This window comes from Streptomyces brasiliensis (assembly GCF_014647875.1).
Lineage (GTDB): Bacteria > Actinomycetota > Actinomycetes > Streptomycetales > Streptomycetaceae > Streptomyces > Streptomyces brasiliensis.
In genome coordinates this window covers 52,500-72,842 of sequence record NZ_BMQA01000021.1, presented here as the reverse complement: position 1 = coordinate 72,842, position 20,343 = coordinate 52,500, and the positions used below count along the sequence as shown (strand labels likewise).

Below are 20,343 nucleotides of genomic sequence, written 5' to 3'. Positions count from 1 at the left end.
CACGCCACGGTCAACTCTCCCCAAACATCTGCCCCTTGGGTAAAGCTGAGCGATCGTCCGGCACCGACATCCGGACTGCCGTGATCAACGTTCCTTTACACCCAAGGGATGCCGATGACCCTCACTTCCAAGAGCGATCCGATACCGAGCGCGAGACGCGTGGCCCGGATCGCTGTGGCCGCCGGCCTGGTGGCCGCCCTGTCCGCGGTCGGGCCGATACCCATGGCCGTCGCCGGGCCCAGCACCCCCGTCGCGGCCGACCCCGGCGTCAAGTCGGCCCACGACAAGCTCGGTTCGGACGACGCCGACCTGCTCGCCGAGGCCAAGAGCGCCGGCGACAAGAACGTCACGATGATGATCGCGACCGCGCCGGGGCAGACCGAGCAGGTCACCGAGGAGCTGGACGGGGTCAAGGGCGGCTCCGTGGGCCGCACGTACGACAAGCTCGGCTATGTCCGTGCCACCGTCCCGACGGGCAAGGCCGACGCGGCCATCGCCGCCGCCGCGAAGCTGTCCTCGGTGCACGCCATCGACCTGCGCCAGGAGATCAAGCTCGACGACCCGACGCCGAGCGCGGACACCGCCAAGGGCGCCAAGTCCGGCGGGACGGCGACCACTTACCCGGCGCCGAACAAGAACACCCCCGCCGAGAACCCGTACAACCCGTCCTTCGAGACGGGCGCCGTCGACTTCGTCAAGCAGCACCCGAAGGCGGACGGCCGCGGCGTCACCATCGGCATCCTCGACGCGGGCGTGGACCTCGGCCACCCGGCGCTGCAGAAGACCACCACCGGCGAGCGGAAGATCGTCGACTGGGTGACGGCGACCGACCCGATCGTGGACGGTGACGCGACCTGGCGTCCCCAGGTGACCCCCGTCTCCGGGCCCAGCTTCGCCTACAGCGGCCGGACGTGGACGGCGCCCGCGGGCTCGTACCAGGTGAGCCTGTTCCGCGAGTCGTACACCGCGGGCGGTGACGCGGCGGGCGACGCGAACCGGGACGGCGACACCACCGACGTGTGGGGACTTCTGTACGACCCGGCGGCCGGCACCGTCCGTGTCGACCTGAACAACAACTTCGACTTCTCCGACGACACGCCGATGAAGCCGTACAAGGACGGTTTCCAGGTCGGCTACTTCGGCACCGACAACCCGGCGACCGAAGTCGTCGAGCGGCAGCCGTTCGTCGTGCAGATCCGCAAGGACGTGCCGATGGACCCGTACGGCGGGACCTGGGTCGGCAAGAAGGCGGACTTCGTCAACATCGGCGTCATCGAGTCCGAGCACGGCACCCACGTCGCCGGCATCACCTCCGCCAACGGCCTGTTCGGCGGGAAGATGAACGGCGCGGCCCCGGGCGCGAAGATCGTCTCCTCGCGTGCCTGCACCTGGACCGGCGGCTGCACCAACGTCGCGCTCACCGAGGGCATGATCGACCTCGTCGCCAACCGCGGCGTGGACATCGTCAACATGTCGATCGGCGGCCTGCCCGCGCTCAACGACGGCAACAACGCGCGTGCCGTGCTGTACACGCGGCTGATCGACACCTACGGCGTCCAGCTGGTGATCTCCGCGGGCAACTCCGGCCCCGGCGCCAACACCATCGGCGACCCCGGTCTGGCAGACAAGGTCATCTCGGTAGGCGCGGGCATCTCCAAGGAGACCTGGGCGGCCAACTACGGCTCGGCGGTGACGACCAAGTACCAGCTGCTGCCCTTCTCCTCGCGCGGTCCGCGTGAGGACGGCGGCTTCACGCCGACGCTCGTCGCGCCCGGCGCCGCGATCAACTCCACGCAGACCTGGCTGCCCGGTGGCCCGGTCGCCGAGGCGGGCTACTCGCTGCCGGCCGGCTACTCGATGCTCCAGGGCACCTCGATGGCCTCACCGCAAGCGGCGGGGGCGAGCGCACTGCTGCTGAGCGCCGCCCAGCAGCAGGGCATCGACCTCACCCCGGCGAAGCTGCGCACGGCCCTCGTCTCGACCGCCGACCACATCAAGGACGTGCAGGCGTACGAGGAGGGTGCGGGCCGCATCAACATCGTCGACGCGTGGAAGGCCGTCAAGGACGACGCGACCGCGCACGACTACACCGTGAAGGCGCCGGTCGACACCGCGATCGACTTCGCGCTGAAGACGCCGGGCTTCGGCACGGGCCTGTACGACCGCGAGGGCGGTCTGAAGGCCGGGCAGAAGAAGACGTACGACGTCACGATCACCCGCACCTCGGGCCCTGACCGTCCGGTCCGGCACGAGCTCTCCCTGGCGAACAACGCCGACGGCACGTTCCGCATCCTCGGCGACGACGTGGTGCGGCTGCCGCTGAACCAGCCGGTGACCGTCGAGGTCCAGGCGGCTCCGCGCTCGGCGGGCATCAAGAGCGCGATCCTCGAGGTCGACGACCCGAGCACGGAGGGCATCGACAAGCAGATCCTCACCACGGTCGTGGTCTCCACGCCGGTGAACTTCACCTACTCGGCGGCGAGTTCGGTGCAGCGCAACAGCTTCAAGTCGTACTTCGTGACCGTCCCCGAGGGCGCCAAGTCTCTCGAGGTCGCGATCGGCGGGCTGAAGGGCGCGAGCCAGACGCGGTTCATCGCCATCCACCCGTACGGCGTTCCGGTCGACAACACCTCCACGCCGTACTGCTACAACAACTACCTCGACGGCAACGGCTGCAGGCCGGACGTGCGCGCGTACGCCGACCCGCAGCCCGGCGTCTGGGAGATCGAGGTCGAGGCGCGCCGTACCTCGCCGCTGCTCGACAACCCGTACAAGCTGGACGTCACCGTCCTCGGCGCGGCCTTCGACCCGGAGACCGCGACCGTGCCCGAGGCCGAGGTCGGCGTGCCGGCCACCGCCTCCTGGAAGGTGACGAACACCTTCGCGGCGATCGACGGCAAGCTGGTCGGCGGCCCGCTCGGCTCCTCCAAGACGGACCGACCGGCCATCAAGGAGGGCGAGTCCCAGGTCACCACGGTCACCGTGCCCGCGGGGGCCACGTCGCTCGACGTCGCCATCGGCAACGTCACCGACACGGCGGCCGACCTCGACCTGACGGTCTACGACGCCGACGGCAACCCGGTCGCGCAGTCCGCGGACGGCGACTCGGAGGAGGCGGTGTCCATCCCGAACCCGGCCGCCGGCACGTACACCATCGAGGTCTACGGCTACTCGGTCCCGGCGGGCTCCACCGACTACGACTACCGGGACGTGTTCTTCTCGTCCGCGCTCGGCACCGTCACGGTCGACGGGGCCACGCCGGTCAAGCTCGCCACCGGCGCCTCCGCCACGGTGACCGGTGAGGTCACGGCGGCCGCGGGGGCTCCCGCAGGGCGGGAGTTCTTCGGTCGGGTCCAGCTGGTCAACGCGCGCGGCACGGTCGCGGGCGTCGGCAACGTGAAGATCGAGAACGTCACGCCGTAGTGGTTCGTACGGCGGTGGGGCGGGCGTCCGTTGCGGGCGCCCGCCCCTTTCGCGTGTCCGTCACGGGCAGGAGGTGGCCGATGGCTCCTGCGCCGCGCGTTCGGCGGCGGCCCGTTGCCCGGCGATGTCCCGCTCTCCCGTGACCCACAGGTCGGGTGTGCTGCCCTGCCGCGGCAGGGCGACCAGCACGTGGTCGCCCTTGCCGGGGCGCGGTGCCACGCTCCTGTCGGTCAGGACGGTGACCTGCGACCTGCCGCTCTCCGGCTTGTAGTAGCGGGTCACGTGCAGGGTGACCCGCTCCCGCCCGGTGCCGGGGACCGGTTCGACGCGGGTCACGTCGCCCTCGAGGACGAGCCGGGAGCAGGCGCCGTACGCCCCTCGGTCCTGCACCTTGGCGGAACCGCTGTCCGCCGACGCCCCCTTGCTGTCGTCCGAGCTCTGCACCACCAGCCAGCCCATCCCGACGAACAGGAACCCGGCGACGGCGACGGCGAGCGCGCCGAAGGCGAAAGGCAGCCAGGTACGACGGGGCCGGGGCGGGGAGGTGCGGGTGGGCGCGGTCTCCGGCTCGACGGCGGGAGCGGCGTCGGGCCGGGCCAGCGCATCCCCGATGATTCCCAACTGCTCGCGCAGCAGCGCCACTTCGGACTCGGCGGCCCGGTAGCGGGCGGCGAACCCGGCGTCCGCGCGCACCTCTTCCGGCACCGGTTCACCGGTGATCGCGGCCATGAGCGCGTCGGAGCCGTCGTACGTCTCGTTCTCGGCGGTCACGTCACACCACCTCGTCCTCGTGCAGGCGGGCGCGCAGGGCCCGTACCGCCGTGTGCAGCCGGCTCTTGACCGTGCCCTCGGGGATGCCCAGCTCCTCGGCTATCCCGCGCACCGGCAGGTCGGCGTAGAAGCGGAGGACGAGCACCTGGCGCTGGGCGTCGGGCAGGTCGTCCAGGCCCCGGGCGACGGCGAGGGAGAGCAGGCTGGTGTCCTCGCCCGAGGCGTGCTCGGTCTGCCGCATCGAGGCCAGCCGCTCGCCGAGCCGTTCCTGGCGGCGCCTGGCCCGGTGCCAGTCCATGGCCAGCCGGGACGCGACGACCGCCGCCCACGCCGACACGTCGCGCGGCGCCTCCTCCCCCTTCGCGGCCCGTTCCAGCAGCCGCAGGCGGACCTGCTGCACCCCGTCCGGCAGGTCCGCCTGCGGCACACCACCGAGCGCGAGCACCGCCCGCACCCGGCGTTCCTGGGCCTCGTCGAGCGGATCGTCGCCGCCGTGGTCCGCCTCTTGGCCACGGCGGGCCTTTCTGCGCAGCACAGACACCTCTCCCCTCGCCGCGTTTCCCCTATGACGCAGGCCCGGGCCGAAACGTTCGGCCCGGGCCCGGGGATTTTCCGGCCGACTCCCGGACCCTGCATCTCCACTTGATCACCCCATCGACTCCACACGGTCTCCACTGTCACCATGTGCGCCATGACGCACATCACCAAAGGAGCCAACACACCTGTCCCCGCAGTGCCGTTGAGGGTCGCGGTCGGCCGGCGGGACATCCCCGGAGCGCCGGTCGTGGACGCCTCGGCCCTGCTGCTCGACGCCGCGGGCAAGGTCCGCGGCGACGCCGACCTCGTGTTCTACAACCAGCCCGCGCACCCCTCCGGAGCCGTACGGCACACGGGTGCGGCCCAGGGCGACGGGCAGCTCGTCGAGTGGCTGGACGTGGATCTGCCGCGCGTCGAACCCGCCGTCCAGCGCGTCCTGGTGGCGGGCTCCTGCGACGGCGGGGTGTTCGGGCAGGTGCCCGGCCTCTATGTGCAGGCGCTGACCGCCGACGGCGCGGTGGTGGCGCACTACGCGGTGACCGACGCGTCGAGCGAGACGGCGTTCGTGCTCGGGGAGTTCTACCGGCGCAACGGGATGTGGAAGTTCCGCGCGGTCGGGCAGGGATACGCGTCCGGACTCGCGGGCCTGGCGACGGACTTCGGGATCGCGGTCGACGAACCGGCACCGGCACCGGCACCGGCCCCCATGGCACCCGCACCCGTCGCGCCCGCCCCCGCGCCGCCCGTCTCCCCGACCGCCGCCCCGCGGGACGCCGTACCCATGCAGGACGCCGTCCCCCATTCCTTCGGACCCGAGTTCCACCCGTCCACCCAGCGCGGCCGGGGCAACGGCATCGTCTCCGTGGACGCTCCCCTGCCGCCCGGGCCGGTGATCGTGGAGGCGTGGCACGAGGGCGACGGGTACTTCGGGATGCACACCCTGACCCGGCGCAACAAGGACGACGACCTCCTCTACAACAGCACGCTGCGCGACTTCCGCGGCCGCGCCCTCGTCCTCCCGCCGGAGGACCGTCCGCTGCGGATGCGCGTCGAGGCCGATCACGACTGGACGGTGATCGTGCAGCCGCTGTCGGTGGCCCGCCGGGTGGGCACGGCCCCGCTCCAGGGGTACGGCCCGGAGGTGCTCGCCTGGCTCGGCACGGCGGCCGACCTCGACGTCGACTTCGCGGGCGACGAGGACGGCGGCGGCTACTTCGGGCTGAAGAGCCTGGAGGCGCGGTATGTGACCAGCCCCGACGAGTACGACCTGCTGATCAACGACACCGACCCGCTGCGCCAGACCGTGCCCCTCACCGACGGCCCCCTCGTGCTCCTTCTGGAGGCCGACGGCCACTGGCAGCTCACCGCCCGTCCCCTGCCCGTGCTCGACGGACCGGCCGCACAGGCCGCCGGTGCCTGGACCGGCCGCGGCGACAAGACCATCACCCTGGCCAATCCGGCCCCCGGACGACCGGCGCTCCTCGAGTACTCCTTCACCGACTCGGATTCCTTCGGCTCCTACCGGGTCCAGGCGCTGGACGAGTACGACGACGAGGAGGAGTTCCTGAACGGCCGCCGGCACGGCAGCCGCGGCCGTACCGTGCTGTTCCGCAAGGGCGAGCCCGAGGTGCGGCTGCGCCTCGAGGACCCGGGCGACTGGAGCCTGCGCCTGCTGCCGATCGAACAGGTCCCACCGCTCACCGGTGCCGCGGAGGGCCGTGGCAGCACGGTGTTCCGGTACGACGGTCCGCCCGCGCTGCTCGGTCTGAGCCGCACCACGTCCGACTCGGAGTCGCTGGAGACCCGCAGCCTCCAGGCGGACGGCGAGATGCGGATCTCGGCCGACAGCGTGGGGCGGCGCCGCCCGACCGTGGGCCCGCTGTGGGTCGCCCGGCCCGGGTACTGCTACGTCCACGTCTTCGCCGCGAGCGAGGAGACCGGCTGGCGGATCGAGACCGCGGACCTGGCCTCCGTACCGGTGCTCGACAGGCGTGTGGAGGGCCAGGGCTACGGAGTCGTACGTCACACCGGGCCCGAGGCCGAGGTGATGATCAAGCACGAACCGCGCGGGATGCTGGACCTCGTGGTGCTCTGGGAACTGGACGAACGGCTGGAACCGGTGCGCCGGATCAGCACGGCTTCCGGTCTGCAGCGCGTTCCGAGCGGATATCTCCAGATCAGGACGTCCGGCAAGTGGAGTATCGCGCTGCACGACCGAGCGTGACGCACGTCCCATCCTGCGGGCAAAGGATTGGACACGACGGCCGGGGTCAGACGCATCATGGAAAGGCCCCGGCCACGCTGGGGGCACCCGCAAGCCATGCAAAGGAGTCGCAGTGAGGGTCGGAATCGTCGGAGCCACCGGTCAGGTCGGCACGGTCATGCGCAAGATCCTCACGGAACGGAACTTTCCGGCCGACGAGCTGCGCCTGTTCGCCTCGGCCCGCTCGGCGGGGACGGTCGTGGACGGCGTGACGGTGGAGGACGCCTCGACGGCCGACTACACCGGCCTCGACATCGTGCTGTTCTCCGCGGGCGGCGCGACCTCGAAGGCGCTGGCCGAGAAGGTGGCCTCGCAGGGCGCCGTCGTGATCGACAACTCTTCGGCGTGGCGCAAGGACCCGGACGTCCCGCTGGTGGTCTCCGAGGTGAACCCGCACGCCATCGCGGACCGCCCCAAGGGCATCATCGCCAACCCGAACTGCACCACGATGGCCGCGATGCCGGTCCTGAAGGTGCTGCACGCGGAGGCCGGTCTGGAGGCGCTGGTCGTCGCCACGTACCAGGCGGTGTCCGGCTCGGGCCTCGCCGGTGTCGCCGAGCTGCACGGCCAGGCGCAGAAGGTCGTGGCCGACGCCGACAAGCTGACCCACGACGGCGAGGCGGTCGACTTCCCTCAGCCGCAGGTCTACAAGCGCCCGATCGCCTTCAACGTGCTGCCCTTCGCCGGCAACCTCGTCGACGACGGCCTGAACGAGACCGACGAGGAGCAGAAGCTCCGCAACGAGTCCCGCAAGATCCTGGAGATCCCCGGGCTGAAGGTCTCCGGCACCTGTGTCCGCGTCCCGGTCTTCTCCGGCCACTCCCTCCAGGTCAACGCCCGCTTCGCGCGCCCGATCTCCCCGGAGCGCGCGACCGAGCTGTTGAAGGACGCCCCGGGCGTCGAGCTGTCCGACATCCCGACCCCCCTCCAGGCGGCCGGCAAGGACCCGTCGTACGTCGGCCGCATCCGCGCGGACGAGACCGTCGACAACGGCCTCTCCCTGTTCATCTCCAACGACAACCTCCGCAAGGGCGCGGCCCTGAACGCGGTGCAGATCGCGGAGCTGGTGGCGGCGGAGCTGCGCGCGTAGCGCTGCGCGAACGTATGCGTGGGGCGCCCACCGGTGACCGGTGGGCGCCCTTTCTCTAGTTCAGAGCGCCAGATGCCTGCGCAGAGCCGTGTCGATCTCTGCCATACGCTGTGCGGGGACCGACCCGATCGGCCTCAGCAACCGCTCCGGGGCAAGCGCACGCACATGTTCGCACTGCACCTTGGAGTCCTTGAGCAGACCGGCTTCCCCTGCGGGAAGCAGCACTTGGAACGGGTAGACCCGTGCCGTGCTGGTCGTCAGGGGAACCAGCGTGACAACGCCTCGCCCCGTCCGCTCCACCGCCGCGTTGGCGCCGTCGTTCGAGACGATCACCGCAGGGCGGGCCTTGTTGGGCTCGCTGCCTCGCGACGGCCCGTAGTCGACGAGATAGATGTCACCGCGCTTCATCGGTCAGCCCGTCCCCGGAGAACTGGTCCCAGAACGCGGCGTCCTCGCTGCCGTCCCACTCGGCGAAGGCCTCCGCGTACTCCTGTTCCAGCTGTGCCTGGCGCAGCAGCTCGATGGCGGCGTGTATCACGGCGGACCGGGACTCGGCATCCGTACGCGCGGCGTACTCGTCGACGAAGGTGACGTCCTCCTGCGGCAGGCTCACACTGATCTTCATACCCTCAAGGTAGTGGGGTATGACTGTCATGGCTACCATTCGTACTACCGAGCGGCAGCTGACCCCTGCGTACCTCGTAGAGGAAGCAGCCGTACTCGACGGCGCGGACGTGGACGAGTGCCACGGACGGGTCGTCGAACGCGTTGCGGAAGGCCTCGTCGTCGAGCGTCCCGACCAGCTGCCCGCCGAGGATGCGGCCCTCGGCCGAATACCGCCGCACCGTCCGGTGGGCGTTGGCGAAGGGGTAGCGGTCGGTGTCGGGGCCCGGGCACTCGGCCGCGTGGATGAAAACCGGGCCCTGTTCGTCGTAGGCACCCGGGTCCGCGCCGGTCTGAGCCGCCCAGCGGCGCAGCGGGGCGTACGAGACGAGCGCGATGCGTTCGCCCGGCTCGCTGCGGCGCAGGCAGCAGCGCAGCGGGGCGCCGCCCTCCTCGTCCGCCAGGGGAACCATCTCGCGGCCCGCGTCGTCAGCAGAGCGCAGCTCCTTGAGGATCTCCGGAGTGATGGGTCGTGCGATGTACGTCGTCATACGGCCAGCGTCGCGTCCCGCACGCCCGCCCACCGGCGGGATCCGGACATCGCGTTCCGCGGAGATCCCATGGAAGGATGGCGCAACCCACACATAACGAGGAGATGACCGCGTGCCTGGCACAAACCTGACTCGCGAAGAGGCGCAGCAGCGCGCGAAGCTGCTGACCGTTGACTCGTACGAGATCGATCTCGACCTCTCCGGCGCGCAGGAGGGCGGAACCTACAGGTCCGTGACCACGGTGCGCTTCGACGTCGCCGAACCCGGCACCGAGTCCTTCATCGACCTGGTGGCCCCGACGGTCCACGAGGTGACCCTGAACGGCGACCCGCTCGACCCGGCCGAGGTCTTCTCGGACTCGCGGATCGCCCTGCCAGGCCTGCTCCAGGGCCCGAACACGCTGCGGGTGGTCGCCGACTGCGCGTACACCAACACCGGGGAGGGTCTGCACCGCTTCGTCGACCCGGTGGACGAGCAGGCCTATCTCTACACCCAGTTCGAGGTGCCGGACGCCCGCCGGGTCTTCGCCTCGTTCGAGCAGCCGGACCTGAAGGCGACCTTCCAGTTCACCGTGAAGGCGCCGACGGGCTGGACCGTCGTGTCCAACTCCCCGACGCCCGAGCCCAAGGACGACGTCTGGGTCTTCGAGCCGACGCCACGGATCTCGTCGTACATCACCGCGCTGATCGTCGGGCCGTACCACAGCGTCCACAGCGTGTACGAGAAGGACGGGCAGAGCGTGCCGCTCGGCATCTACTGCCGGCCCTCGCTCGCCGAGTTCCTCGACTCGGACGCGATCTTCGAGGTGACCCGGCAGGGCTTCGACTGGTTCCAGGAGAAGTTCGACTACAAGTACCCGTTCGGCAAGTACGACCAGCTGTTCGTGCCGGAGTTCAACGCGGGCGCGATGGAGAACGCGGGCGCGGTGACCATCCGCGACCAGTACGTCTTCCGGTCCAAGGTGACCGACGCGTCGTACGAGGTGCGCGCGGAGACGATCCTGCACGAGCTGGCCCACATGTGGTTCGGCGACCTCGTCACCATGGAGTGGTGGAACGACCTGTGGCTGAACGAGTCGTTCGCCACCTACACCTCCATCGCCTGCCAGGCGTACGCGCCCGGCTCGCGCTGGCCGCACTCCTGGACCACGTTCGCCAACTCCATGAAGACGTGGGCGTACCGGCAGGACCAGCTGCCGTCCACGCACCCGATCATGGCCGAGATCAACGACCTCGACGACGTGCTCGTCAACTTCGACGGCATCACGTACGCCAAGGGCGCGAGCGTCCTCAAGCAGCTCGTCGCGTACGTCGGCATGGACGAGTTCTTCAAGGGTGTGCAGGCCTACTTCAAGCGCCACGCGTACGGCAACACGCGCCTGTCCGACCTGCTGGGCGCCCTGGAGGAGACCTCCGGCCGCGACCTGAAGACCTGGTCGAGGAAATGGCTGGAGACCGCGGGCATCAACGTCCTGCGCCCGGAGATCGAGACGGGCGCGAACGGCGTCATCACCTCCTTCGCGGTCCACCAGGAGGCCCCGGCCCTGCCCGCAGGCGCCAAGGGCGAGCCGACTCTGCGTCCGCACCGCATCGCGGTCGGTCTGTACAGCCTGGACACCGAGAGCGGCAAGCTGCTGCGCACCGGCCGGATCGAGCTGGACGTGGACGGCGAGCTGACGGCCGTACCGCAGCTGGCCGGCCAGGCCCGTCCGGACGTGATCCTGCTCAACGACGACGACCTGTCGTACGCCAAGGTCCGCCTGGACGAGCAGTCGCTGGCGTTCGTGACCGAGCACCTGGGCGACTTCGAGTCCTCCCTGCCGCGCGCCCTGTGCTGGGCGTCGGCCTGGGACATGACGCGTGACGCCGAACTCGCCACCCGCGACTATCTGTCCCTGGTGCTGTCCGGCATCGCCAAGGAGACCGACATCGGTGTCGTGCAGTCGCTGCAGCGGCAGGTGAAGCTGGCGATCGATCTGTACGCCGACCCGACCGCCCGCGAGGCCCTGCTGACCCGCTGGACGGACGCCACGCTGGCGCACCTGCGCGCGGCCGAGCCGAGCAGCGACCACCAGCTGGCGTGGGCACGGGCGTTCGCGCAGACGGCTCGTACGCCGGAGCAGCTGGACCTCCTGGAAGGCCTGCTCGACGGCACGCACACGGTCGAGGGCCTGGTCGTCGACACGGAGCTGCGCTGGGCGTTCGTGGAGCGCCTGGCGGCGGTCGGCCGGTTCGACGAGACGGAGATCGCGGGCGAGTACGAGCGGGACAGGACCGCGGCCGGAGAGCGGCACGCGGCCACCGCCCGCGCGGCCCGTCCGACGCCGGAGGCCAAGGCCGAGGCGTGGGCGTCGGTCATCGAGTCCGACAAGCTGCCGAACGCCGTGCAGGAGGCGGTGATCGGCGGCTTCGTCCAGAGGGACCAGCGCGAGCTGCTGGCACCGTACGCGGACACGTACTTCGAGGTCCTCAAGGACATCTGGGACTCCCGCTCCCACGAGATCGCCCAGCAGATCGCGGTCGGCCTCTACCCGACGCTCCAGGTCTCCGAGGAGACCCTGACGAAGACGGACACGTGGCTGTCCGCGGCGGAGCCCGGCGCGGCACTGCGCCGTCTGGTCTCGGAGTCCCGCGCGGGCGTCGAGCGAGCGCTGAAGGCCCAGGCAGCCGACGCGAACGCGGGCACCGCGGCCTGACGGCCACCTCGGAAGGGCGCCCTCCCCCACCCCGGCACAGTCACACCCCGGCACCCCACCAGGTGGGTGGGGTGCCGGGGTGTGGTCACGCTGTGGCGCCCTCGGTGCACTTCGTTGCCCCTCCGCACCGCCGCGACCACGTGCCGGTAAGGCCGGTCGGCTCCCGGCTCCCGCACCCCGTCACGCCGCACCGCGGCCAGGCACGGCACCAGGAACGGCCCGTCCCCGCCTCGACCATCGCGAGGATCGCCGTCCAGCCGGCCGCGCTGTGCGCCTGCAGCGGTACCGGCCCGCCCCTCGCACACCGCCGTGGTGCTCCAGGGCCGGGGGCCGCAACCCCGGGAGATCCACGGCTCCTCGGACAGGTCGGCGGCCGGAGCTCCGCGCCCCGGCGAACGGACGTCCCGCGGGCAGGGCGACGTCCAGCGGGTCGGCCGGCAGCGGCACCCTGATGAACTCGGGTCCCGCGCGGTCGGCGCGTGCGCGGCGAGGGACAGGGCGAGGTCGACGTCTCCGCCGGACACCAGCTCCTGCGCCCGACCGCCTCCGCCTCCCGTACGCGCACGTCGAGCGCCGGACGGGACACCCGCAGCCGCTCCACGCCGCCGTGCACGGCGAGGTCCACGGCCTTCGCGGCGCACCGCGCGCACGGGCGAACGCTCACAGGACTCGCGACAAGTAGAGGTGAGGGCCCCACCGCGGGGCCTGGTCAAGGAGCACAGGTGGAAACCGATGAAGACTTGGCCGACCGCTCTCGGCACGATCCGGCGGCATTCGAACCTCTGGTGGACCGGCACGCGGCCGCCCTGCACGGGTATCTGACGCGGCGCTGCGGGCCCGCGGCCGACGACCTGCTCTCGGAGGTCTGGCTCGCGGCCTACGCGCGGCGCGCCGACTACGACCGAGCCCTCGGCTCGGTACGGAGCTGGCTCTTCGGCATCGCCCGCAACCACGTGCTGGCGCACTGGCGGCGAGCCGCGTCCGCCGCGCGCGCATCCGGGCACGGAAACGGTGCGGACGAGCACGACTGGTCGGCCGTGGACGCGCGGCTGGACGCCGCGTCACTGCTACCGGCCCTGCGCGCGGCCCTGAACGAACTTACCGCGGACGAGCGCGAGTTGCTCCTGCTCATCGCCTGGGAGCAACTCACGCCCAGCGAGGCCGCGCAGGTCACGGGCATCCCGCCCGGCACGGCCCGCTCGCGGCTGCACCGCGCCCGCACCCGGATGCGCGGGCTGCTCGGCGCCCACTCCGGTGCGGCACCCGGCGTCCCGCCCCTCACGAACCCGACCGTCTCTGCGAACGGTGGCTCCGCATGAACGACGCAACCGACTTCCCGTCCCCCCAGCCCCCCGCCCCCTCGGCCTTCCCGGGCTCGCCCCTCGATGCTTCCTCCCTCGGCTTCGCCGACCCGGCCCACGACATCCGGGGCTGGGACGGGCTGGTCGAGGCGGGCCGGGTGCCCGGGCCGCGGCCCGAGGTCCTGGCCGCGGCCCGCGCGACCGTCGCCGAGGCCGTGCGACGCGACATCGCCTCTCAGAGCGGCAGTGACGACGTGGTCGTCCCGATCACCTCAGCCCCCCGCAGGCGCCGCCGGGGCCTGCGCGTCGCCGTCACCGCGGGCGTGGCAGCGGCCGCGGCCGTCGCCGTCGTGCTCGGCACGACGGGTACTCCCGGCCCGCACGGATCCGCCCGGGGGGGATCCGGGACCACGGTCACCAGCGCCTCGGCCTTCCTGCGCGACGTCGCAGACGTCGAATCGGCGCGGCCGGTCTCCTGGGCGAACGCACCGTACTGGGAGGTGCGGTTCACCAGGACCGCCGCCGACGGTTCCCGGACCGAGGCGCAGATCCTGTCGGCGCATCGCGCGGGCCTGACCTCGCACATGCGCGTCCTGTCTCCCAAGGGCGGGGACAAGTCGAGCCCGGGACCCGTCGGCTTCCTCATCGGCGTCCACATGCTGAGCTGGGACGAGATCGACCGGCTGCCCACGGGTACGGCCGAACTGCGACGCCGTCTGGGCTCGTACGCCGATCCCGCACTGGACCCCTCCGAGGGTGTCTTCTCCGCCGTCGGCGACCTGTTGCTCTCCCCCGCGCCACCCAAGCTGCGCGCCGCCCTCTACCGCGTGGCGGCGGATCTGCCCGGTGTGCGCCTGGTGGGCAAGGTCACCGACAGCACCGGCCGGCACGGGACGGCGGTGGAACGCGCCGCCGGCAAGATCGTCGTCCGCTACATCGTCGATCCCGACGACGGAACGCTGCTCGAAACCGTCATCAGGGCCGCCCAGGCGATGCCCGCGGTCCCCGAGGCCAACCGTCCGCAGCCGGAGTCCGCATTCGGAGGCGTCCCCGAGGGGCGCGACCACAGGGGCGGCCGACCCGCCCTGCATCGCGGCCAGTTGGTCGAACGCACGACCTACCACAGGGTCGGACCCACCACCTCCCCCCGCACATGAGCGCGGAACTCACCGACATGGAGCTCGACTTGACGGTGTTCCAGGCAAAGGCCCTGGTCGCCACCGCGACCGTGGCGCTGGTCCTCACAGGAGCCTCGGACCCGGCCTCGGCCGCCGACCCGGCGACGTGGCAGGCGCAGACCCTGCCGGACGCCGGCAACCTCCTGGGCGTGACCCGGCCCGATGCCCGTACGGCCTGGGCCGTCGGCTTCCGTTCGACGCCGGTCGGCAAGGCCCACCAGCTGACACCGATCCTGCTGACCCGTCAGGACGGGGCGGCCCAGGGCTGGACCGCCGCGGGCACCGCACCCCTGCCCGACGGCACCACCACCCGGTTCAACGCGGTCACCGCTCTCTCCGGCCAGGACGGCTGGGTGGTCGGCGACGACAGCGACGCCGTCGGGGGCATCGTCACCGAGCACTGGGACGGCACCGCGTGGCGGCTGGTCCCGGCGCCTGCTCCCACGGGGACCGACGCCTCCAGTGCGGGTCTGCTCGCCGTGTCGGGCACCTCGGCCGACGACGTATGGGCGGTGGGCTGGGCCCAGATCCGGGACGGCTCCGGTGCCCCCGGCCCCACGGGCAAGCCCGCTCCCCCCGAGTCGCACCAGGAGGGCCTCGTAGAGCACTGGGACGGCACCGCGTGGCAGCAGGTGCCCCTGCCGGAACCGTCGGACGCGTGGGGCCTGAACGGCGTCACCGCCATCGCCGAGGACGATGTCTGGGCGGTCGGTTACGGCCCCGACGACCAGCCCGTCCTGCTCCACTTCGACGGCCAGGGCTGGACGCACGTCGCCGATCCGGCCCTGGACGGAAGCAACGGTGAGTTCAACGCTGTCGCCGCCACCGGACCCGGCGACGTCTGGGCGGTCGGCCGGATCGTCCGCGACGACGAGGACCCGGGCCAGGCGCTCGTCGCCCACTGGAACGGCCGCCGCTGGCGCCAGGTGGACGCGCCGCCGCAGGCCGGCCGGCTCAGCGCGGTGACGGCGACCCCGGACGGCGGCGTCACCGCCGTCGGCCGCACCACTCGGGCACCGTTCCCCGGCCCCGGCGCGGACGGATACGCCATGCGACTCGACGACCGGGACTGGCGCTCCCTCGCCCTCCCGTCCGGCACCTTCTTCGACCCGAACGGCGTCGCGGTGTCCGCGGACGGGCGGACCACTCTGGTCGGGGTGAAGGCCGATCCCGACCAGGACCCCGCCCCGCTCATGGCGCTGACGGACGGTCAGTGAGGAACGGCCGGTGAGGGCCACGCTCCGACGGCGGCGTCGAGCGCGGACGCGATGTCCTCCGGGCTCGGCGCCTCGGCACGCTGACGACCCGGGCGGCGGGCGCCCGGTCCGTACGGTGCCGAGGGGCGCCCGGTGATCCACCGGGCGCCCCTCGCTCGTGCTCAGCGCGGCACCATCCCGCCGGTGACGTCGACGAACGTGGCTGACCCCGAACGCCGCCGCGACCCCGGTGAGCACGGTGCGTACGGTGGGCCGCTGCCCGAGCAGCGGCACCGAGAGGCCGACGACGAACAGCGGCCCGACCGAGCCGACGACGGCGGCCATCCCGCCGGGCAGCCGGTACGCGGACAGGAACAGCAGCGGGAAGAAGGCGCCGATGTTGAGCGCGCCGAGGACCGCGGCCCGCCACCACCAGGCGCCACGGGGCAGCACCCGGGCGAGGGCGACCAGGAGGAGACCGGCGGGCAGGGCGCGCATCAGCCCGGTGAACAGCGGGCGGTCGGGCGGGAGGAACTCGGTGGTGACCGCATAGGTGGTGCCCCAGGAGATGGGGGCGAGGGCGGTGACGGCGGAGAGAGCGATGAGCGCCGTGCGGCTGGTGGCCATGGGAGGCACCCTTCGGGACGGGGCCGGATGGTCGGATCCAATAGGTCAACGCTGACTAGCTTAGCGTTAAGCTACTTAGCGTCAAGCCAGATTCTTGCGGCTGACCGGGACCCCGGGGATACTCACCGCGTGAGCGCACAGCACAGCGACCCCGTCGATGCCATCGTCGAACAGTGGGCGCGGGAGCGGCCCGATCTCGACACCTCGGCGATGGAGGTCTTCGGGCGGATCTTCCGGCTCTCGCGCGCGATGGGCGACCGCATGGAGAAGGCGTACGCGCACTTCGGCATCTCGCGCGGCGAGTTCGACGTGCTCGCCACCCTGCGCCGCGCCGGCCGGCCCTACACGCTCTCGCCCCGCAGCCTGTCGGCCACGCTCATGCTCACCACCGGCGGCATGACCGGCCGCCTCGACAAACTCGAGCGGGCCGGACTGCTGCGCCGCTCCCCCGACCCGCACGACCGGCGCGGCCTCCAGGTGACGCTGACGCCGGAGGGGCTGCGGCTGATCGACGACGCGGTCGGCGCCGGCCTCGCGGAGGAGACGGACGCGCTCTCCGCCCTGAACGCCGAACAGGCCGGCCAACTGGCCGACTTGTTGCGGGAGCTGCTGGCGGGCACCGCGCGGAAGCAGCAGCCCTAGGACGCCCTGGGCGTCCCGTGGCAGGGTGAAGCGGGCGGCCACGCCTGCCGTTTCGGGGGCATGAGGGGCGTGCCGGGGCCGCGTCTGCTGCGCGGGTCCAGCCGGGTACGGAAGTCCCGCGGCCGGCCCGGCACCGGTACGGCCATGGCGGCCAGGCCGATCAGCAGCACGAGCCGCGTCGGGGTCAGGACGCCCGCGATCGGGTCGTCGGGGAAGAAGTCGGTGGCCGATTCCAGCAACAGGACCGCGACTGCGCCGAGAGGGACGAACGGGACGACCTTGCCCATCGCCGAGGACAGCCCCGGACCCGCCGGCACCCTCGCGCCGGATATCGATGCCATGGCCCAAGAGCCTGGGCCCCAGGCGCGACGTACGGGCGTCGCCGGGGCGAACGAGGCGAATCGGGTACGCGGCCGGGGCCTGCCGTTCCGCTCACGAAGCGGTGACGGAATCGAGGAACGCCTGCGGCGGCGCCTGCCCTGGCCCGCGTGAACGGCAGGCGCGCTCTCGATCGACGCGGGGTCGGTGGCGTCGGCGCCCCAGGCCACCTGTCCGTTCGGGGCGTACGAGTACGGCCGTACCGCGGTCACTCGCCCGGTGCCCTCCCTTGGGCCCCTGCGAGCCGGACCCGCGGAAACGCACCGAGGGCGCCGGCCTGACCGCCGTACGACTCCTGCTCGTACGATCCCGGGCGGACGGCGCCCTCGGTGGACGCTCGAGTCAGGACGGGCTCAGGCCTTCGCCTTGCCCTTCGTCACGCGGTACTTGGACTTGTCGAAAGCCAGCACCAGACCCGCGATGATCACGAAAAGGGCGATGGGGGCCACGACGTAGAGACCCAGCGTCTCGATGACGCTCAGGCCCGTGCCGGGGTCGTCGCCGTCGTCGCGCGTGAGCGCGAGCGCAGGGGACGACATGAGCAGCATCATCAGCGTCGTACCGGCAGCCAGGGCGCCGGCGCGCAGGGCGTTCTTCTTGTCCACACAGCCAAAGTAGCGAACGCCCGAACGAGCCGCGCGTCCGGGGTGCCGTAGCCAGAGCCGCGGCACCCACCGGGCAGTCCTCGCCGGGACTCTCACCCCTCCTGTCTCAGGACCTCCAGCAGGGCGTGCAGCCGCGGGGACGCGACCAGTTCCTCCAGGGTCACCGGGCGGCCCTCCGCGTCGGCGACGGGCAGGCGCCAGTTCGGGTACTCGTCCCAGGTGCCGGGAAGGTTCTGCGGGCGGCGGTCGCCGATGCCGTCCGGGAGCCAGACGCCGATCATGCGGGCGGGGGTGCGCAGCAGGAAGCGGTGGACGGCCTGGATCTGCGCCTCCTCGGCGGCGGGCGAAGGATCGCCGGCCGTGCCGTCGAGCAGGCCGAGCCGCATGAGCAGGGCGAGCCACTCCCCCGTGTCCGCGGCGGCGGCCGCCCGCTCCTCCTCCAGCGGCCGGGTCGACAGGCCGAGGCTGTCACGGAGTTCGACGTGCTCGCCGGTGAGACGGGCGGCAGTGGGCGGGAGGTCGTGGGTGGTGGCGGTGGCCAGGCAGTCGGCGCGCCAGCGTTCGGGGGGCAGGGGGTGGCCGTCGCCCTCCCAGTCGCGTTCGAACCACAGCACGGACGTGCCGAGCACCCCGCGCCGGTGCAGGGTCTCGCGGACGCCGGGCTCCACGGTGCCCAGGTCCTCGCCGATCACCACGGCCCCGGCACGGGAGGCCTCCAGAGCGAGGAGGGCGAGCATGGCCTCGGCGTCGTAGCGGACGTACGTACCCTCCGTGGGCGGCTGTCCCCGGGGCACCCACCACAGCCGGAACAGGCCCATGACGTGGTCGATGCGCAGGGCGCCGGCGTAGCGGAACAGGGCGCGCAGGAGGTGGCGGTACGGCGCGTGACCGGACGCGGCCAGCCGGTCGGGGCGCCAGGGCGGCAGGCCCCAGTCCTGGCCGCGGGCGTTGAAGGCGTCGGGCGGGGCGCCCACGGACATCCCGGCCGCGAAGTACTCCTGCTGCGCCCAGGCGTCGGCGCCGCCGGGGTGCACGCCGACGGCGAGGTCGTGCACGATCCCGACCGGCATGCCCGCCTCGCGCGCCGCGCGCTGGGCGGCGCTGAGCTGGGTCTCGGTGAGCCAGGCGAGGCGGGCATGGAAGTCGACGCGGTCCATCAGCTCGGCGCGGGCCCGGGCGGTCTCGGCCGAGCGTGGGTCGCGCAGGCCCTCCGGCCAGCGGCTCCAGTCGGGGCCGTACGTCTCGGCGAGCGCGGACCAGGTGGCGTGGTCCTCCAGGGCCTGGCCCTCCTCGGCGAGGAAGTCGGCGTAGGCGGCCTGCCGTCCGGGGCCGGGCGACACGCCCCGCACCACCAGTTCCAGCGCCTCGCGCTTCAGCTCCCACACCGCGTCGCGGTCGATCAGCGCGCCCTTGGCGAGCACGGCCTCACGCAGCCGGTCGGCGCGTTCCAGCAGCGCGCGGACGCGTTCGCGGTCCTCGACGTAGGCGAACTCGGGGATGTTCTCCACCCGCAGATGCACCGGGTCGGGGAACCGGCGGGAGGAGGGGCGGTAGGGAGACGGATCGGTGGGAGTGCCGAGCACGGCCGCGTGCAACGGGTTGACCTGCACGAATCCGGCGCCGGCGGTGCGTCCGGCCCAGACGGCCAGCTCGGTGAGGTCGCCGAGGTCGCCCATGCCCCAGGAGCGTTCGGACAGGAGGGAGTAAAGCTGGACGAGGAGCCCGTACGAGCGGCCGGTGGGCGTCGGCAACCGGGACGGGGCGACGATCAGATACGCCTCGGCGGTCCGCCCGTCGGGGGCGGTGGCCGTGACGCGGTGCACGCCGTGCGGGAGATGCCCGGCGTCGTCACGCACGTCGCCCTGCTCGGTCTCCACGCGCAGGCGGGTGCCGGGCGGCAGTGCGGTGAAGGTGTTTCCGGGGGTGCCGGCCCAGTGGACCACGGTCGGCGGCAGCAGCCGCTCGCGCAGTTCGCGTTCGCTGTCGGCGAGTGCGGTGCGTACGTCGTGCGGGGTGCCGGCGTCGACGCCGAGTGCGGCCAGGGCGGCCACGACGGCGCCGGCGGTGGCGGCGACCGTGCGGTCCGGGGAGGGGCTGTAGGAGGTGGCGACGCCGTGCAGCTCGGCGAGCCGGGACAGTTCCTCGTCGGCGGACTCGGCCGACCCGGGCGCGATCACCTACAGCACCGCGCCGAAGGCGTCCGCACTGGCATCGGACTCACTGGTCAGCGCGGCGGCGTCGGCCAGCGGCGGCTCGCTGGTCAGCGGCGCCTCGGCGTCCGGCAGGGGCGGCTCGCTGGTCAGCGGCGCCTCGGCGCAGGCGCCCTCCGCGCTGAACACGCACACGTGGGCCTCGTCCGGTTCTGCGGCGGGCCCCGGCACGGGTTTGGACTGGGCCGGGATCGTGAGGTGAGCCGGTGCGGCCACGGGGGTCTCCTTGTGGGTACGGCGAGTACTGCTTCTGGCGGCTTGCTGGAGGCCTAC

17 protein-coding genes and 2 pseudogenes are annotated in these 20,343 nt (G+C 72.3%); 8 read left to right on the top strand and 11 right to left on the bottom strand.

Annotation, left to right across the window (positions count from 1 at the left end; translation table 11 throughout):
- The first annotated feature begins 114 nt into the window (after nt 1-114).
- Nucleotides 115-3,423: a S8 family serine peptidase gene (locus tag IEZ19_RS27560; protein ID WP_189314005.1), complete on the top strand. Its 3,309-nt coding sequence runs from the start codon at nt 115-117 to the stop codon at nt 3,421-3,423.
- 60 nt (nt 3,424-3,483) lie between these two features.
- Here IEZ19_RS27560 and IEZ19_RS27555 read toward each other — a convergent pair whose 3' ends face one another.
- Both IEZ19_RS27555 and IEZ19_RS27550 read right to left on the bottom strand, forming a co-directional pair.
- Nucleotides 3,484-4,194 carry a hypothetical protein gene (locus IEZ19_RS27555; RefSeq protein ID WP_229840877.1) on the bottom strand — a complete coding sequence of 237 codons (711 nt, stop codon included), beginning with the start codon at nt 4,192-4,194 and terminating at the stop codon, nt 3,484-3,486.
- Between the two features lies 1 nt (nt 4,195).
- Complete coding sequence (locus tag IEZ19_RS27550) at nt 4,196-4,735, bottom strand: RNA polymerase sigma factor (RefSeq protein ID WP_189314004.1); 540 nt, start codon at nt 4,733-4,735, stop codon at nt 4,196-4,198.
- A 150-nt stretch (nt 4,736-4,885) separates the two neighbouring features.
- Here IEZ19_RS27550 and IEZ19_RS27545 point away from each other — a divergent pair, with 150 nt between their 5' ends.
- The gene (locus IEZ19_RS27545; protein WP_229840874.1) at nt 4,886-6,955 is read left to right on the top strand and encodes a TerD family protein; all 2,070 of its coding nucleotides are present in this window, start codon (nt 4,886-4,888) and stop codon (nt 6,953-6,955) included.
- Between the two features lie 112 nt (nt 6,956-7,067).
- Nucleotides 7,068-8,084 carry an aspartate-semialdehyde dehydrogenase gene (locus IEZ19_RS27540; RefSeq protein ID WP_189314002.1) on the top strand — a complete coding sequence of 339 codons (1,017 nt, stop codon included), beginning with the start codon at nt 7,068-7,070 and terminating at the stop codon, nt 8,082-8,084.
- A 60-nt stretch (nt 8,085-8,144) separates the two neighbouring features.
- Here IEZ19_RS27540 and IEZ19_RS27535 read toward each other — a convergent pair whose 3' ends face one another.
- Genes IEZ19_RS27535 through IEZ19_RS27525 form a run of 3 tightly spaced genes read right to left on the bottom strand, consistent with a single transcriptional unit; the run spans nt 8,145 to nt 9,238 of the window.
- Nucleotides 8,145-8,492, bottom strand: coding sequence for a type II toxin-antitoxin system PemK/MazF family toxin (locus IEZ19_RS27535; RefSeq protein ID WP_189314001.1), 348 nt, complete (start codon nt 8,490-8,492; stop codon nt 8,145-8,147).
- Nucleotides 8,479-8,709, bottom strand: a complete 231-nt coding sequence (locus IEZ19_RS27530; RefSeq protein ID WP_189314000.1) for a ribbon-helix-helix domain-containing protein — start codon at nt 8,707-8,709, stop codon at nt 8,479-8,481. The genes IEZ19_RS27535 and IEZ19_RS27530 overlap by 14 nt, the downstream gene beginning before the upstream one ends.
- Nucleotides 8,710-8,713: 4 nt before the next feature.
- Nucleotides 8,714-9,238 carry a DUF1203 domain-containing protein gene (locus IEZ19_RS27525; protein ID WP_189313999.1) on the bottom strand — a complete coding sequence of 175 codons (525 nt, stop codon included), beginning with the start codon at nt 9,236-9,238 and terminating at the stop codon, nt 8,714-8,716.
- A 112-nt stretch (nt 9,239-9,350) separates the two neighbouring features.
- On the opposite strand from IEZ19_RS27525, the gene pepN reads away from it, so the two are divergent.
- Nucleotides 9,351-11,933 (top strand): aminopeptidase N, encoded by a 2,583-nt coding sequence (gene pepN / locus IEZ19_RS27520; protein ID WP_189313998.1) that lies wholly within the window; start codon nt 9,351-9,353, stop codon nt 11,931-11,933.
- Between the two features lie 110 nt (nt 11,934-12,043).
- Here the strand turns inward: pepN and IEZ19_RS51050 are convergent.
- Nucleotides 12,044-12,561 (bottom strand): annotated as a pseudogene (locus tag IEZ19_RS51050) (LysR substrate-binding domain-containing protein); the annotation flags it as partial.
- 94 nt (nt 12,562-12,655) lie between these two features.
- Between IEZ19_RS51050 and IEZ19_RS27515 the strand changes: the two are divergent.
- Genes IEZ19_RS27515 through IEZ19_RS27505 form a run of 3 tightly spaced genes read left to right on the top strand, consistent with a single transcriptional unit; the run spans nt 12,656 to nt 15,629 of the window.
- Nucleotides 12,656-13,252, top strand: a complete 597-nt coding sequence (locus tag IEZ19_RS27515; protein ID WP_189313997.1) for an RNA polymerase sigma factor — start codon at nt 12,656-12,658, stop codon at nt 13,250-13,252.
- A complete protein-coding gene (locus tag IEZ19_RS27510; protein WP_189313996.1) occupies nt 13,249-14,391 on the top strand; it encodes a CU044_5270 family protein in 1,143 nt (380 codons plus the stop codon). Before IEZ19_RS27515 ends, IEZ19_RS27510 begins: the two co-directional genes overlap by 4 nt.
- Complete coding sequence (locus IEZ19_RS27505; protein ID WP_189313995.1) at nt 14,388-15,629, top strand: hypothetical protein; 1,242 nt, start codon at nt 14,388-14,390, stop codon at nt 15,627-15,629. Before IEZ19_RS27510 ends, IEZ19_RS27505 begins: the two co-directional genes overlap by 4 nt.
- Nucleotides 15,630-15,824: 195 nt before the next feature.
- Here IEZ19_RS27505 and IEZ19_RS27500 read toward each other — a convergent pair.
- Nucleotides 15,825-16,235 (bottom strand): annotated as a pseudogene (locus tag IEZ19_RS27500) (EamA family transporter); the annotation flags it as partial.
- A gap of 129 nt (nt 16,236-16,364) precedes the next feature.
- Here IEZ19_RS27500 and IEZ19_RS27495 point away from each other — a divergent pair.
- Nucleotides 16,365-16,877 carry a MarR family winged helix-turn-helix transcriptional regulator gene (locus IEZ19_RS27495; protein ID WP_229840871.1) on the top strand — a complete coding sequence of 171 codons (513 nt, stop codon included), beginning with the start codon at nt 16,365-16,367 and terminating at the stop codon, nt 16,875-16,877.
- Here the strand turns inward: IEZ19_RS27495 and IEZ19_RS27490 are convergent.
- The 4 genes from IEZ19_RS27490 to IEZ19_RS27475 all read right to left on the bottom strand — a co-directional run bounded on the left by IEZ19_RS27490 (nt 16,874) and on the right by IEZ19_RS27475 (nt 20,286).
- Nucleotides 16,874-17,218: a hypothetical protein gene (locus IEZ19_RS27490; RefSeq protein WP_189313994.1), complete on the bottom strand. Its 345-nt coding sequence runs from the start codon at nt 17,216-17,218 to the stop codon at nt 16,874-16,876. The two genes, IEZ19_RS27495 and IEZ19_RS27490, sit on opposite strands and share 4 nt — an antisense overlap.
- A 390-nt stretch (nt 17,219-17,608) precedes the next feature.
- Nucleotides 17,609-17,860 (bottom strand): hypothetical protein, encoded by a 252-nt coding sequence (locus IEZ19_RS27485; protein WP_189313993.1) that lies wholly within the window; start codon nt 17,858-17,860, stop codon nt 17,609-17,611.
- A gap of 92 nt (nt 17,861-17,952) precedes the next feature.
- Nucleotides 17,953-20,037 carry a 4-alpha-glucanotransferase gene (gene malQ, locus IEZ19_RS27480; protein ID WP_189313992.1) on the bottom strand — a complete coding sequence of 695 codons (2,085 nt, stop codon included), beginning with the start codon at nt 20,035-20,037 and terminating at the stop codon, nt 17,953-17,955.
- Complete coding sequence (locus tag IEZ19_RS27475; protein ID WP_189313991.1) at nt 20,038-20,286, bottom strand: hypothetical protein; 249 nt, start codon at nt 20,284-20,286, stop codon at nt 20,038-20,040. It lies immediately after the preceding gene.
- Nucleotides 20,287-20,343: the final 57 nt, after the last annotated feature.

Excerpts from the sequence above, each read along its gene's own strand:
- IEZ19_RS27490 (WP_189313994.1), bottom strand. The coding sequence starts at position 17,218 with ATGGCATCGATATCCGGCGCGAGGGTGCCGGCGGGTCCGGGGCTGTCC.
- IEZ19_RS27560 (WP_189314005.1), top strand. The coding sequence starts at position 115 with ATGACCCTCACTTCCAAGAGCGATCCGATACCGAGCGCGAGACGCGTG.
- IEZ19_RS27530 (WP_189314000.1), bottom strand. The coding sequence starts at position 8,709 with ATGAAGATCAGTGTGAGCCTGCCGCAGGAGGACGTCACCTTCGTCGAC.
- IEZ19_RS27535 (WP_189314001.1), bottom strand. The coding sequence starts at position 8,492 with ATGAAGCGCGGTGACATCTATCTCGTCGACTACGGGCCGTCGCGAGGC.
- IEZ19_RS27525 (WP_189313999.1), bottom strand. The coding sequence starts at position 9,238 with ATGACGACGTACATCGCACGACCCATCACTCCGGAGATCCTCAAGGAG.
- IEZ19_RS27545 (WP_229840874.1), top strand. The coding sequence starts at position 4,886 with ATGACGCACATCACCAAAGGAGCCAACACACCTGTCCCCGCAGTGCCG.
- IEZ19_RS27505 (WP_189313995.1), top strand. The coding sequence starts at position 14,388 with ATGAGCGCGGAACTCACCGACATGGAGCTCGACTTGACGGTGTTCCAG.
- IEZ19_RS27510 (WP_189313996.1), top strand. The coding sequence starts at position 13,249 with ATGAACGACGCAACCGACTTCCCGTCCCCCCAGCCCCCCGCCCCCTCG.